This is a genomic window from Winogradskyella schleiferi, from assembly GCF_013394655.1.
Classification (GTDB): domain Bacteria; phylum Bacteroidota; class Bacteroidia; order Flavobacteriales; family Flavobacteriaceae; genus Winogradskyella; species Winogradskyella schleiferi.
The window spans coordinates 492,380-506,371 of the sequence record NZ_CP053351.1; the positions used below are offsets into that span (position 1 = coordinate 492,380).

A 13,992-nucleotide genomic window follows, 5' to 3' on the forward strand; every position below is an offset into this window, starting at 1 on the left:
AAATGCTTTTATTGGTGTCAATTGGTTATACCTTGGCATTGATTATTTCAAGCTTAATTAACTTAAATGGTGTACCAAGTCTCGGATCGTCTTTCGATGATAAGATTTATCATGTCGTAGCGTATTTAGGCTTGGCTTTTTTATGGGTAAATTATTTTAAACCTTTTAAAGCTAAATATATTCCTTTTGTAATTTTTTTTGCTGCAGTTTTAGTCGGCTTTTTATTGGAAATATTGCAGTATCTGCTCAATCCGAACAGAACCTACGATACGTTCGACTTAATAGCAAATAGTATTGGAGCGGTTTTTGGTACGTTAATTGCAGTTCAATTCAATATATTAAAGTTTTTTAAGAATTAATTTAAAGTGTTTTACTTGCTGATTTAAAGGATAAAAAACTTGAAATCAAGATAAAATATATCATGTTTTCCATCAAAAAATGAAATTTTAAATAGCTTCTTAAGTTAAAATAACCCAAAGCCTTGTTTTTTTTACTATTATTTAGTTAAATTAGCAATGTTATAATAAAAATAATTCTATTCTATGGAACCTAAAAAGAATCCAAAATCAGATGTAAGTCGTAATAGTTCTTTGTACTTCGCTGTTGGTCTTGCTGTAATGTTAGGTATTACTTACTTAGCAATTAATTACAAGACGTATGATCCAACAGGTGTTGTTGCAGACTCACTTAATTTAGATGATGAGCTAGATGAGGAAGTGCCAATTACAGAACAACTCGTAACACCACCACCTCCACCGCCACCACCTCCACCACCAGCTCCCGAAATTATTGAAGTTGTTGAGGATGAAGTTGAAGTAGAGGAAACGGTAATTGAATCTACGGAAACAGAAATGGAGACTGAGATTGTTGAGGTAGAAGAAGTGGAAGTATCTGAGGTCGAAGAAGATATTGAAGTACCATTTTCCGTAATTGAAAATGTGGCTGTTTTTCCTGGATGTGAAAGGGAAAAAGGCAATGCGGCCAAAAAAGAGTGTATGAACGAAAAGGTCAATAAATTCATTGGTAAAAAGTTTAATACAGACTTGGCTAGTGATTTAGGTTTACCACCTGGCAAAAAAAGAATCTTCGTACAGTTTAAAGTCGATAAATCAGGAAACATAACCAGTATTGGTGCTCGTGGTCCACATCCTGGATTAGAGAAAGAAGCAAAACGTGTTATAGGTTTGTTACCTAAAATGAAACCAGGAAAACAGAGAGGTAAGCCAGTGGTTATGCCATTCTCAATTCCTATTGTATTCCAAGTACAAGATTAAGAAATAGATAGAATTATATCCTATATAAAAATCCCGTTCAAAATTAATTGGACGGGATTTTCGTTTTGGTATGCTTATTGTGACTTTGACATAATATTAACATTTAAATCATAAATATTATGAAAAATTCTAAAAAAGACTTCAGTAATGCTGGTCAGAGCATTCCTGAAGCACAGAAATCACAAAAGCATGATGCAAATTTACAAAAAAACTCTACCCTTTATTTCCAAATTGGGTTGATACTTTGTTTATTGGGTACTTATGCACTTTTTGAAATGCAGTTTCAGGAAAAGAAACTAATTATTGACACCGTTGAGACAAATGAATTAGCGACTATAGATGTTGTCGAGAAGTTTAGGGTGGAACCCGAAGTTGTTCCTGAAACTAAGCAGAATCAGGCTAAACAAACTGTTTTAATTGATAAAATTATAGAAGTGGATAATGAGCTTGTGATTAAAGATCCGGTTGATGTTATTATTACGGATCCAACACCCATAGCAGATAACCCAGTGAAAGTCGATGATATTACGGTTGTTGATGAGCCAAACGATTTAGAACCCGTGCCTTTTGCTATAATTGAAAAGGTGCCAGTGTATCCAGGTTGTGAAAACAAGAAAACGAACGAAGACCGAAAAAAATGTATGTCAGACAAAATTACTAAGTTAATTGGTAAAAAGTTTAATGTAGGTATCGGTTCAGAATATGGAATTTCAGGAAGACAAAGAATTACAACCCAATTTACAATTGATAAAACCGGAAATGTTACGAATATCAAAATAAGAGGGCCACATCAGGCTTTAGAAAATGAGGCACAACGTGTCATTAATCAAATTCCGCAAATGGAACCAGGTTTACAACGTCAAGTGCCTGTTGGCGTTATCTATACATTACCTATAGTATATGATGCTAGGAATTGATTGATAATCAGCTGATAATTTTAAAAACCGCTAGTACCATAGCGGTTTTTTTTATGTCGAACTCATCTTCACTTTTAATTTTAAATCGAAACGTTTCGCTTTCGGACTGTAATGAAGGTGTTTTTTCTTAACATAGCAACGCTACGTTAATAAAAAAGAGCAAAATTAGAGTTCCAAATGGAATTTTTGCAAACAAAAGAAAATGTCAAGATGAGTTCGTATATTTTGGTTTAAATCTTACTAAAAAAATTAAGTATCTTTCGCCTATTAAAAAATTAGTCCTATATGAAGCGCATTGTGCTGTTTGCTTTTCTTCTATCGACCGTTTTTGGTTATACCCAAACTAATACTACCTATGAAAAACCTCCAGTGTTTGATGATTGTGATTCCGAAGTTATCGATCAATTAAAATCCTGCTTCAATTTTACGCTTAACACGTTTATTTTTGAAAATTTTAAAGTACCGGAAATTGTTTCGGATGAATCCTATAATGGCGATGTCCAAGTGCTGTTTGAAGTTAATAAAGAAGGCGAATTCAAGCTCATCTATTCAGATGCTATTTACGAAGAATTAAAAGAGGAAAGCATTCGCGTTTTTAATTTGCTTCCAAATATCGAACCTGCAACTTACAACGGAAAACCAACATTTGTTCAATATAGTATTACAATTGCTATACCTTTAACTCAACCTGTAAGAAAAGCGGATGTAGTTGATGATGCGGTACAGCTTACGGAAAAAGATAGTCTCAATGCCACATTGTCGAATGAGTTTGATCAAGTAAACGATGATTTAAAACCTTTCGAAAACTTAGAATATAATAGTGAACTCAACGTGCCGTTTACACATTCGTATTATGCACGTTTTGATGCAGAAATGAATGCTATTGGTACCAATAGCCATACCGCTGCAAAACCTTTTGTGTATAGTGATGTGGCCAGGTATTATGATATAAAAGCTGAAAAAGAAAGCTTGGCAAAAGACACCGATTCCTGGGCAGGTAGAAAATTATTTAATGAGCATTTGGTAAGAGTACAAGGCAAAGATTATTGGTTTACGGTCGATCCTATTTTCGATTTACAAGTCGGAAAAGATAGTGAGGCAAATTTTAGTTCTACCTATAACAACACGAGAGGTATTTATATACAAGCAGGTTTAGGAAAGCGATTTAATTTAGTGACTTCGGTTTATGAAAGTCAAGGGCGTTTTGCAGATTATTACAATCGCTATGCAGAAAGTCTTAAAGCTTTCGGTCCCGATCCAGCTATTATTCCAGGTCGTGGTATCGCCAAACGATTCAAGGATGATTCTTATGATTATCCTGTGGCAGAAGCCTATATATCTTATACACCAGCTGATTTTTTAAATGTGCAATTTGGTCATGGTAAAAATTTTATTGGTGATGGTTACCGCTCATTGTTCCAAAGTGATGTGACAAGTCCTTATACATTCTTAAAGTTGAATACCTCGTTCTGGAAAATAAAATATACTAGTACATGGATGTGGTTAAAGGATGTTAGAGATGAAGTTGTGGTTGATAAAGCATTTTTAACGAAATACATGGCGAATCATTATTTAAGCTGGAATGTTTCCAAACGATTAAACGTTGGCTTGTTTGAATCCGTAATGTGGGTAGATTCCAATGGAAGAGGTTTTGATATCAATTATTTGAATCCCATCATCTTTTTTAGGGCTATAGAATTTGAATCTGGTCAAGGTGCAGGAAATGCTATTTTAGGCTTAAGTTCTAAATACAAATGGAATAATAAAGTGAATCTTTATGGGCAATTTATACTGGATGAATTCTCTTTAGGTGATGTTAGAGCAGGAGAAAAAAGTTGGAAAAACAAATTCGGGTTTCAATTGGGTGCAAAATACTTCAATGCCTTTAAGGTGGATAATCTATTGCTTCAAGCAGAATATAATCGTGTGCGTCCATATACCTATTCTCACAATACCCAAATCTTAAATTATGCCCATTTTAACCAGCCCATGGCGCACCTCTGGGGAGCAAATTTCAGGGAATTAGTTTTGATTGGTCGTTACAATTACAAACGATGGGCTGCAGATGCCAAATTTATCATTGGGCAACGTGGTTTCGATTTTAATACCGATGAAGACAGTTTTTCGTATGGAGGCGATATCTATAGAAATTATAACGACCGTGCTGCAGACACCGGAATAGAAATTGGACAAGGAAACAAAACCAATAGTTTTATGACTGAAGTCCAAGCGAGTTATTTGGTGAATCCTGCTACTAATCTAAAATTATTCGCTAATCTTATTTACAGGGATTTTAATCCAGATGCTGTAACGGCTTCAACTCAAGATTCTAACACCCTCTGGTTTAGTGTTGGTGTAAGAACGGATTTGTTTAATTGGTATAATGATTTTTAGGGTTGAGTTGTTCGTCGATGGGCATAAGGTGAGATTTTTGCATTAGAAGGCATTAAATTTAACATTCTCAACGGTTAATGATATTTTAAGAAGTTACGACAACGGTTTATCGTTCTTGAAAGTCATAAAAAACAATACAGAATCATATTATTTTGTATGTTGCTTAATAGCCTTTTAATGAGTAACTTTAGGTGTAAAAAGCAATAGTTATGAGAAAAATAATAGGTTTAGCTGTCATTTTGATTCTTAGTCAAACTTGTAAATTGGTGGCACAAACTATGATGCCAAGTGAGCTGGCAGAGGCAACAATGGTTAATGAGTTAGGTCCAAAAGATTTTAAAGATTATGACAAAATGCTTCTGGTTGTTCCTGCATTTAAAGCTATAGGAACTAAAAAATACTTTTCTAAAAGATTAGACAAATATTATTCAAAACCTTATCATTTAGCGGAATACACAGAAGTTGCATCTGGCTTGGGACCTGAAAATTATTCCATTGAAGAGTACAAGTATATGGTTGTTATTCAGAGCAGCAAAAATTTTTCGGGGAACACCGCGTATTCATTTATGTTGGTAGATAGAAGTACTAATACGATTTACTACACCTTAAAATCAGGTAACAATTTTAAAAAATATTTACAGAAACTCTTAAAATAGGAGAGGCTAACTGCTAATTAAAAAAAAACAGACCTTTTTATTAATTCAAATTATCTTTATCGCTAGTAAAAACGGGCGCTAACAGTTTTGTTTATAGGTAGTTGTGAGGGTTATGGCTATGCTCGTTTTTGGGGTAAGTTGTGATAGAATTACTACACCATTTTAGATTTATCTTTCTTAAAAGTCATAAAATAAAATTGCGAAACAAAAAGCTGAGTATGTCATTAAAGCGAGTTTTGCTAGTAATGTTTGTTAGTCTAAAGGTAGAGGCCGAAGTTTAAAATTCTATTTGTTATATTCGGATGTTGTGCACATATTTTCACTGGAATTGTTCCAGAAGAGCCAGACTTCTTACCAGATATTGCAAACTGTGATTTTCCTCCATAGTTGTTTTAGGAGAACTGTTAAAAGCAATAACTAATCTTTTCTTTGGTGAAATGTAGAGCGCCTGACCTCCCACACCATGTTTTATAAAATCCCCATCTTCAAAAACAACATCCCAATGGTAACTCTGAAACATGGCACCCTGATTTTCATATTGGTGAGACCAGACAAGGTCTCCAAATCCTCCTTGAGACAAAAATAGTTCGTTATCACCTTTTCTTATCTCCCGTAAATACCGATCAGAGGCAATTTTGATTTCTGCATCCTCAGTAAACGCGAGGCCATACCTTGCCATATCTCTTAATGTCATCATCATAGGGCCATAACTTCCGGAAATACCCGTGCTTGCCATGGTTATCAGAGCATCTTGCTCCGCTCCTATTTTTGACCATATCATCGAGGACAGAAGTTCATGATATGGAGTGTCTGAAATTCGTTCTGTTATCATAGCAAGGAGCACAGAATTGGCACCAGTATAATCATAAGTTTTCCCGGGAGGCTCCGCTATTCCAAATTCTTTAATGACCTGTAGAAAATTCTTTTGAAATCCAGTATTGGGCTCAGGAAACAAGCCCGTATGTTCTAAAAGTTGATAAAAACACGATTCAGGATTGGTGATTGCTTCCATATCAGGTAAATGTTCCCTACAATTAATCCCTGAAGCCATTCGCAGTAAATGTTCAATGGTAATACCTTCAAAACCTGCGCCTTCGAGCTCAGGTAAATATTTGGTGATGGAATCTTGTTCATGCAATAATCCCTGATCTACGAGGGTTGCTATTACTGTACCAACGAAAGACTTTGCAATTGATGCTGTGATATGTCTGTCGTTCGGATCCATATCCGGATATCGTTCGTAAACAATTTTTCCTTTGTGAAGAACAATCACCCCATTTATTGCTTTACGAGTGCAAATGTCATCTAAGGTAGTTTCTTTTTTGAAAAAGGTACTCGTTAACGATTCCTGTCCTAATGTTTCTGACAGATTTATTTCTAGCTTTTTGGTCTTTGTATCTTTCTTACTTATCCTAACGGTAGGTAAATAATATTCAAAATGTCTGTTTAGTTCAGTAATATCTGGACTTATCAAAGTAATCCAATCTGGAGATTCAAAACTTACCAGTTGTTTGGTAGTGTCAGGCATTTGTCTTGAATTTATTGCTGATTCAATCTTGTCATTTAGCGACTGAATTTTAGCCTCCTTTTTGCAACCATAAATCATTCCCATTGCAACGAGAAGAAGGCTATATTTTTGTAAATAATTAATCATTTCGTGGCTTGATGTTTCTATAATTATTAATTGGTTTCAAGATTTTAAATATGTATAACTATTTAGGAAATAAATAGTTATGTAGTTTAGCGTTTAATTAAGGCTAGAACAAGTAATTACTTAAAGCCATTGTGGTACTTTCGTTATTTTTCTAAAGCTTTCAATTGAGAGTCAATTGAAATTATTAAGTCATTAATCTTCGGATTAATTTCGTTTTGAACTACTTCTATATCCCAAAAAAATTGGTTTTTAAGACTTCCAAGGAAATACATAAACACTTTATCCTTTTTAAGTTCATTATAGTTATTCGGTATCATTTCAAGTTTCAAATCGTCATAGTTTTCAGTAACTCGATATTTTTGGTAGTTACCATTCCATAGAGCATTAAATCGTGTATTGAAAATAGTTGAACTTGCATCTTCTATTCTTTGAACGTATGTATTAATTTGTGCGTCTAATACATTGTTGGACCAAGAATAATAACTGATTAATTTATCTCTTAAGACATCATTAGATATTAGATTTAAGTCTTTTGATTTTAAGGCTTCGAAGACTTCTGTATTTATTTTAGGTGTCCAAGTATTTGTAATTCTTCCAAAGTGGTATTTTAAGGAATCTTGATATGGCAAATCTTGTTCCATATGATTTATCAAAATCGAAATAGATTCTTTAGTTTGCTCATACTTATCAAATCTGAAATTATTAAATTCAATATCCGCAATTAGACTTTGTTTGAAGTTTTTTAGAAACTTTATTTCTTCCGTTTTTAATTTATCTTGTTCATTCCAATTATTAATTGAAAGCGCAATCAAAATTCCAATAACAACTAGCACAATTTCTCCAATAGCATAAAGCAGATATTTACTGAATTTATTTTCAGTCAGCATTCTTTGTCTAATTTTTCTAAAGAATTTTATCATTGGTTATCGGTTTGTTATAATGAAGCACAACGTTTGTGGTATACGAGCGGTGACGTTTCTAGTCACAGATCTTTACTGATAAAAATTGGCTTTGGAAAACCCCCAGAATTTTCCAAGTATGGACTGAACACGCCATAGTTTAGAGATATTGTGAGCAATAGTATTATTTCCATATAATTTTTTTTATTTCACTGAAACCATTTTTATCACTTATTCTTAAATAGTAAATCCCCGTAGCTAATTTCGAAATATCGAGCACGTTTTTATTCTTTTGTGAGAAAACTATTTGTCCTAATTCATTGTAAATTGTTATGTCACTTACCTCATTGTTAGAAATAATATTTAAGATTCCATTTGTTGGATTTGGGTACAACTGAATAGTTGTAGAGACATATTCTTCGATTGATAAATTATTGACAATTTCGGTACTAACCGTATTTGTCGTAATTGCTTCATTAAAATCGAAGTATATATCTGCTGAATTATTAAATACATCACCTAATACAACATCATTCTTTGGTTTAATTTTATAAGTGATAAACCCGTGAGAGTTGGGCTCATCAGTAGTGCTATCGATGAGATTAATGTCGTCAAAAACAAAATCAACGATATTGTCATTAGTAATAATTACTCGACATTCATGGCTTAAACTCTCTAACTGCATCGTAGTAAAATCAAGTTTAGGGTCTAAAATGTTATTTACGCTTACATTGATCGCACTCGCTGTTCCTGTATTTTGAAACCGGATAAGGTAATGAAGGTATTTATCTACATCTTCCAATATTATTTCTTCACCTTCTAAAACAGCAATATCATTTGGGTCAAATGACCCAATGACTCTTTGAGTTAAATTGAATACATTGTCTTCAGGCGCAGTGTCATCAGATACAGGATTTATCGCTATAGTTGAGTTTAAAATGTCATCTATTTCAACCGTTGGAGGAGGAAAAATATTAAAGTCTAAATCAATTGTTCTAATTTCAAATGGGCTTAAATTTTCAAATTGAAATGTGACTGAATTTACTGTCTGAGAGAAAGCAGATTGAGAAGCGGATAAAAATTGAATCATTGAGTCATCATATTCATATACCACATCACCAGATATTTGAGTCGTACCTAAATTTTTATATACTAAATGAAAACTAATATCAAAACCTGGTCTTGGATCATTTAAAGGATATACGCTGACACTCAAATCATTTATTTCCATGGTGGGTAATAAACAGAAATCTGCTACTATTTCGTTGCCAACATCGGTAAAATTATGAGTATAATTATTAGGATTGGAAGAGTAATATTCTGGTAAACTTGAAACTATTGCTGTGGTCAATTCACCTTCAAAAGGAAATAATTGATAAGAACCATTGTTCTGAGTAAAAGTGGAATAACTATTTGTTGCATCAGTAGTTGTAACCATCAAATTTGGTATAGATAAATCGGAAAGCTCACAACCATTATTATCTAAATCCAAACGGACAAAACCATTGATTTCGTTGCTTTGTAAGCCATTATTAGTATACCAGACTATTCTATTGTCTCCGCCAGAGACGGCTAAGACATCTAAATCTCCATCACCGTTTATGTCAAATAAATGCACTTCTTCTGGAGAACCTTGACTGTCAGATATTATTTGCTGAATTCCAAAATTGCCTAGACCATCTAGATTTTCATACCAAGCTACTTTGCTGTCGTAACTTGAGGTTGAAAACACATCCATATCTCCATCGTTATCTATATCCTCGGCAGCCACAAAACTAGCGCTATCTGTATCTGTCGTAATGATTTGTGCTTCTCCGAAATTCCCTAAACCATCTAAATTCGCATGCCAAAAAACCACATCAACTCGTGATGTTGCCAAAACATCTAGAAAACCATCACCATTCAAATCTTTTGCACTAATTGAACTTGAGACCCAATCTCCCATATAAATTATGTGTTCTACATCAAATGTTCCTTCTCCATCTGTGTTTTCATGCCATGCTAATTTACCGTCTGTCCCTCGAGTACTTGTTAAGACATCTATATCACCATCATTATCAATATCTACAGGCAAAACAAATTCTGCAGAATAATCAGCAATTATAATAATTTGTTCTGGACCAAAGGTTCCCAACCCATCTGTGTTTTCATACCAAGCTATTTTTGCATCATCAAATGAGGCAGACAATACGTCCAAATCGCCATCGCCATCGAGATCTGCAGTAGATACCCTTAACGCATTCATAGCATTTGTACTAATAACCTGTGGACTTCCAAATGTTCCTTGGCCATCAATATTTTCATACCAAGCAATTTTGTTATCATATTGAGAGGAAGATAGTACATCATTGTCTCCATCGTTATCAATATCAGCGGCTACTACTGATGAGGCTCCATCTGCATCATAACTCAAGACCTGCTCTTCGCCATAAAGACCTAGTCCATTCATGTTTTCATACCAAGATATTCTGTCATTCCATCTAGCAGCAGATAATAAGTCTAAATCTCCATCCCCATCTAAATCACTTGCAAACGTGGAGTTCAAGCTATGGATGCTGTTTATGTTTTCAACTACCAAAACTGGTTGAAAATCAATTTGAGAATATGTATTTAAGCCTATGGTTACTACAAGAATAGTAAATAATTTCTTTTGCATATCATTTATTTATTATTAAAATGGGTAATTATTATTATGGTCTAATGTATGATTTCGTTGCGTATTTAAGCACTAAAGTTAACAAATATATCACAGACCTGCCTGCCGGCAGGCAGGTAGAAAGTCGGTGTATCGATAGCTATCGGGATTCGTAAGTAAGCGATAAATAGCAATAATTTATATGCATTCGTTATTTAGTTATAGATTTAAGTTCTTCCTCAATTTTTTTAATCAAATAGTCTATTGAGTCAATAGTTTTAATTTCTTCATCTACTTTTCTACCTCTATTATAAAGAGCTAACTGCAAATTCATTAAAAGGTCATTGTCGGTTAAAAATTTATCGTAATTTTTTATTTTTAATTTATAAATATTTATTGAGTCAGAATGTTTAAAGCCGTATTTTTTAGGTTGGCTATAATCAGCGAACAAATATTTGTATTGATATTGAGATAAAAGTGTCGGAATACTAATTTCAGCTCGATCCATTCCAAGTTCATCATCTAAACGCTTTAAATCTAGTTGAAACAAATTAGTTATATCAATACGTAAGCTGTCATTAGACAGGGTATTTAAACCAATGTTTTTAAGGTTTTCAAATGCACTAGTTTTAGGGATTATTTGAAAGTCAACACCAGCGCTTGTAAATGAATCATAAATAGTATCTGAATATGGTTTTTTGTTATAGATGTCTTTTATAAGGTTTTGACTTAATTTAAATATTTCTCTATGCTGTGAAATTATTTTTTGAATATCATTTCTGGTTTTCAGTAAATCGCTTTTTAGTTCTAAATAAATCTGTATTTCTTGTTCTTGTGTTTTTCGGTTTTCGTTCCAATTATTAATTGATAGCGCAATTAAAATTCCAATTACTACAAGAACTATTTCTCCAATGGCATAAAGTAAGTATGTACTGAATTTATTTTCAGTTAGTAATTTTTGTCGAACTTTTCGGAAGAATTTTATCATTGGTCTTTTTGTTGGTCTTAATGAAGCACAACGAGTTTGTATAAGACTAGTTGCGTGGTTAGAAATTACTTATAGCCCATTGTTGTATACCGTTTTTATTTGTTTTTTAATATCTGTTCAACATATTTTCTGTGATTCTCAAATCCATTCTTTTCGGGATTTTCCAAGTCTACCATTTCTCCGGTTCCAGAGTCGTAAATCTGCCAATTATGCTTTTTCGCCAATTCAATTAATTCATAAAGTCCATTTTCTCCATATAATCTCAGCATTGTGTTGTTCACAAGTTCATTATGTACATAAAAGTCAATCGTAAAATTCGTTCCTATTATTTCTCTATGATTTACGTCTTTTTTTATTCGGTCAAATGAGTTTTCCAAAATTCCGCTGAAATCAGTCGGTTCGAGTTGATTTTCGTCTAATTCCGCAACTTTATCTATTTTCTGTTTTGAATTAAAGAGTACAATGTCCCAACTCATTTCTTATCGCTTTTTAAGTAATACCGCTTCTTTAAGAAAATGTAGGTTGGTAAAACCAACATTAATAAAACTCCGATTACTTTAGTCAAATCAGTCATAATAAAACTTCCGCTTATCCAAGCCATAGTTTCTGTTTTAGTTTCAATAATTTCCAATCCGCTATAAACGAATAATGAAATCAAAACGACGGTTAAAATCAAAAATGTTTGATTGAAATAAGCCTTTTTCATAGTTTCCTCAAATGGTGTGCAACTCCTTATATAACAACCTGTATGTTTTATATCCCATAAATATATCAGGATATGGTAAGTATTTTGTCGTTGTTATCCCGTAAAGATAGTTTTTTTACGAAAGTACCCAATTGGCATCTATCTGTTCTCAATTTTTCTGTCTGTATGATCAGTGATAGTATTATAAATTCACATTTTGAATCAGTATGCTTTCACTCGTTTCCTGTAAAAAACAACCCATAATTCTTAAATTAATAAAACTAAAGTATTACGTTGCTCATATTCAATTTTCAAACTATCTTTGCACTCGCTTTGAAAAGAACAAAATTTAATCGGTTTGAGTAGTACAAAATCAACGGTATCAACAGCTTCTGTAGTTACGGATTTTAAGGAAATCACTAAAATGGGTTTGTCCCTAAGTGTGGTGTTTTCTTCTATTGCTGGTTATTTTTTGGGTGCAGAAACCATTAGCTTTACGACACTCCTTTTGTTGGCTTTTGGTGGGTATTTTATGGTTGGCGCATCAAATGCCTATAACCAAATTATTGAGCGCGACTTGGATGCGCTTATGGATCGGACTAAAAACAGACCTATTCCTGCTGGCAGAATGACCGTAAATACGGCTTTTATAATTGCTGCCTCTTTTACGATTTTAGGTTTAATTACATTGTACATCATTAATCCTAAGACGGCAATGTATGGTGCGATTTCCATATTTTTATATACCAGTGTTTATACGCCTCTAAAAACGAAAACGTCTTTGGCCGTTTTTGTTGGTGCCTTGCCAGGAGCTATTCCTTTTATGTTGGGTTGGGTGGCGGCTCGCAATAGTTTTGGCATTGAGCCAGGGACTTTATTTGCCATTCAGTTTTTTTGGCAATTCCCGCATTTTTGGTCTATCGGCTGGTTTTTACACGAAGATTATAAAAAAGGAGGTTTCCACATGTTGCCAACGGGTAAACCAGATAAAGGAACCGCGGTTCAAATTATAATGTATAGTGTTTGGACAATTCTTGTTTCTATAATTCCTGTATTCGGATTTACAGGCGATTTAAAATTATCAATTGTAGGTGCTGCTTTAGTTTTTATACTTGGTTTGGTCATGTTGTTTTATGCCTTGAGGTTATTTAAAGAGCGTTCTATAAAAGCAGCAAAACAACTGATGCTATCAAGCGTTTTTTATATCACATTACTGCAAATCATATACGTTGCAGATAAATTTTTAAGATAATATGGATTTAACTGAGGGAACACAAGACGAAAAAAGAGCAAGGTCTAAAAAGATGATGCTTTGGGTTGGTATTGGCTCATTGATTATGTCATTTTCGGGCTTGGTGAGTGCATTTATTGTAAGCAGCAAACAACGTTTGAATGAAGATTGGTTGGTGGATTTCCAACTTCCAAACGCATTTATGGTAAGTTTAATCATCATTTTGTTAAGTAGCATTACGTTTATTCTAGGTAAACAAGCGCTTAAACAAAACAAGAGGCAAATGGTAACCATTTGGTTGTTAGTGACATTAGCTTTGGGTATTGCATTTGTTTATAGTCAGTTTGTAGGTTTTGGGGAAATTATTGCAATGGGCTATAATTTTACCGGACCGACGAGTAATATAACCATGTCTTACATATATATTATCGCCGTATTGCACATAGCGCACGTCATTGCTGGCTTAATATGTTTGATTGTTGTAATTTATAATCATTTTAAACAAAAGTATAATGCCAACAATATGTTGGGTTTTGAACTCGCAGCAAATTTTTGGCATTTCGTAGATGTGCTTTGGGTTGTGCTCTTTTTGTTTTTATATTTTTTTAGATATATAATTTGATTATTTTTGTCCAATCTTAAAAATTTAAATAAATTAT

13 protein-coding genes are annotated in these 13,992 nt (G+C 33.5%); 7 read left to right on the forward strand and 6 right to left on the reverse strand.

Annotated elements, in window-relative coordinates; genetic code table 11:
• The first annotated feature begins 2 nt into the window (after positions 1-2).
• The 5 genes from HM990_RS02145 (at position 3) to HM990_RS02165 (ending at position 5,241) form a co-directional block, all read left to right on the forward strand.
• Positions 3-359, forward strand: a complete 357-nt coding sequence (locus HM990_RS02145) for a VanZ family protein (RefSeq protein ID WP_229719347.1) — start codon at positions 3-5, stop codon at positions 357-359.
• 183 nt (positions 360-542) lie between these two features.
• The gene (locus HM990_RS02150; protein WP_178987360.1) at positions 543-1,274 is read left to right on the forward strand and encodes an energy transducer TonB; all 732 of its coding nucleotides are present in this window, start codon (positions 543-545) and stop codon (positions 1,272-1,274) included.
• Positions 1,275-1,393: 119 nt separating this feature from the next.
• Positions 1,394-2,191, forward strand: a complete 798-nt coding sequence (locus HM990_RS02155) for an energy transducer TonB (RefSeq protein ID WP_178987361.1) — start codon at positions 1,394-1,396, stop codon at positions 2,189-2,191.
• A gap of 285 nt (positions 2,192-2,476) precedes the next feature.
• The gene (locus HM990_RS02160; RefSeq protein ID WP_178987362.1) at positions 2,477-4,585 is read left to right on the forward strand and encodes a gliding motility protein RemB; all 2,109 of its coding nucleotides are present in this window, start codon (positions 2,477-2,479) and stop codon (positions 4,583-4,585) included.
• Between the two features lie 209 nt (positions 4,586-4,794).
• Positions 4,795-5,241: a hypothetical protein gene (locus tag HM990_RS02165; protein ID WP_178987363.1), complete on the forward strand. Its 447-nt coding sequence runs from the start codon at positions 4,795-4,797 to the stop codon at positions 5,239-5,241.
• A gap of 319 nt (positions 5,242-5,560) precedes the next feature.
• Here the strand turns inward: HM990_RS02165 and HM990_RS02170 are convergent, their stop codons facing one another.
• From HM990_RS02170 to HM990_RS02195, 6 genes are all read right to left on the reverse strand, one after another.
• Positions 5,561-6,895 carry a serine hydrolase domain-containing protein gene (locus HM990_RS02170; RefSeq protein ID WP_178987364.1) on the reverse strand — a complete coding sequence of 445 codons (1,335 nt, stop codon included), beginning with the start codon at positions 6,893-6,895 and terminating at the stop codon, positions 5,561-5,563.
• A 143-nt stretch (positions 6,896-7,038) separates the two neighbouring features.
• On the reverse strand, positions 7,039-7,815 hold the full coding sequence (locus tag HM990_RS02175; RefSeq protein ID WP_178987365.1) for a DUF6090 family protein: 777 nt from the start codon (positions 7,813-7,815) through the stop codon (positions 7,039-7,041).
• Positions 7,816-7,978: 163 nt separating this feature from the next.
• Positions 7,979-10,450: a T9SS type A sorting domain-containing protein gene (locus HM990_RS02180; RefSeq protein ID WP_178987366.1), complete on the reverse strand. Its 2,472-nt coding sequence runs from the start codon at positions 10,448-10,450 to the stop codon at positions 7,979-7,981.
• Between the two features lie 190 nt (positions 10,451-10,640).
• A complete protein-coding gene (locus HM990_RS02185; protein ID WP_178987367.1) occupies positions 10,641-11,417 on the reverse strand; it encodes a DUF6090 family protein in 777 nt (258 codons plus the stop codon).
• 95 nt (positions 11,418-11,512) lie between these two features.
• Positions 11,513-11,893: a hypothetical protein gene (locus HM990_RS02190; RefSeq protein WP_178987368.1), complete on the reverse strand. Its 381-nt coding sequence runs from the start codon at positions 11,891-11,893 to the stop codon at positions 11,513-11,515.
• A complete protein-coding gene (locus HM990_RS02195) occupies positions 11,890-12,123 on the reverse strand; it encodes a hypothetical protein (RefSeq protein WP_178987369.1) in 234 nt (77 codons plus the stop codon). Before HM990_RS02195 ends, HM990_RS02190 begins: the two co-directional genes overlap by 4 nt.
• Before the next feature lie 337 nt (positions 12,124-12,460).
• Here HM990_RS02195 and cyoE point away from each other — a divergent pair, with 337 nt between their 5' ends.
• Positions 12,461-13,354: a heme o synthase gene (gene cyoE / locus HM990_RS02200; RefSeq protein ID WP_178987370.1), complete on the forward strand. Its 894-nt coding sequence runs from the start codon at positions 12,461-12,463 to the stop codon at positions 13,352-13,354.
• A gap of 1 nt (position 13,355) precedes the next feature.
• Positions 13,356-13,955, forward strand: a complete 600-nt coding sequence (locus tag HM990_RS02205) for a cytochrome c oxidase subunit 3 (RefSeq protein WP_178987371.1) — start codon at positions 13,356-13,358, stop codon at positions 13,953-13,955.
• Positions 13,956-13,992 lie beyond the last annotated feature (37 nt).

Excerpts from the sequence above, each read along its gene's own strand:
- HM990_RS02145 (WP_229719347.1), top strand. The coding sequence starts at position 3 with ATGCTTTTATTGGTGTCAATTGGTTATACCTTGGCATTGATTATTTCA.
- HM990_RS02150 (WP_178987360.1), top strand. The coding sequence starts at position 543 with ATGGAACCTAAAAAGAATCCAAAATCAGATGTAAGTCGTAATAGTTCT.
- HM990_RS02155 (WP_178987361.1), top strand. The coding sequence starts at position 1,394 with ATGAAAAATTCTAAAAAAGACTTCAGTAATGCTGGTCAGAGCATTCCT.
- HM990_RS02160 (WP_178987362.1), top strand. The coding sequence starts at position 2,477 with ATGAAGCGCATTGTGCTGTTTGCTTTTCTTCTATCGACCGTTTTTGGT.
- HM990_RS02165 (WP_178987363.1), top strand. The coding sequence starts at position 4,795 with ATGAGAAAAATAATAGGTTTAGCTGTCATTTTGATTCTTAGTCAAACT.
- HM990_RS02170 (WP_178987364.1), bottom strand. The coding sequence starts at position 6,895 with ATGATTAATTATTTACAAAAATATAGCCTTCTTCTCGTTGCAATGGGA.
- HM990_RS02175 (WP_178987365.1), bottom strand. The coding sequence starts at position 7,815 with ATGATAAAATTCTTTAGAAAAATTAGACAAAGAATGCTGACTGAAAAT.
- HM990_RS02180 (WP_178987366.1), bottom strand. The coding sequence starts at position 10,450 with ATGCAAAAGAAATTATTTACTATTCTTGTAGTAACCATAGGCTTAAAT.
- HM990_RS02185 (WP_178987367.1), bottom strand. The coding sequence starts at position 11,417 with ATGATAAAATTCTTCCGAAAAGTTCGACAAAAATTACTAACTGAAAAT.
- HM990_RS02190 (WP_178987368.1), bottom strand. The coding sequence starts at position 11,893 with ATGAGTTGGGACATTGTACTCTTTAATTCAAAACAGAAAATAGATAAA.
- HM990_RS02195 (WP_178987369.1), bottom strand. The coding sequence starts at position 12,123 with ATGAAAAAGGCTTATTTCAATCAAACATTTTTGATTTTAACCGTCGTT.
- HM990_RS02205 (WP_178987371.1), top strand. The coding sequence starts at position 13,356 with ATGGATTTAACTGAGGGAACACAAGACGAAAAAAGAGCAAGGTCTAAA.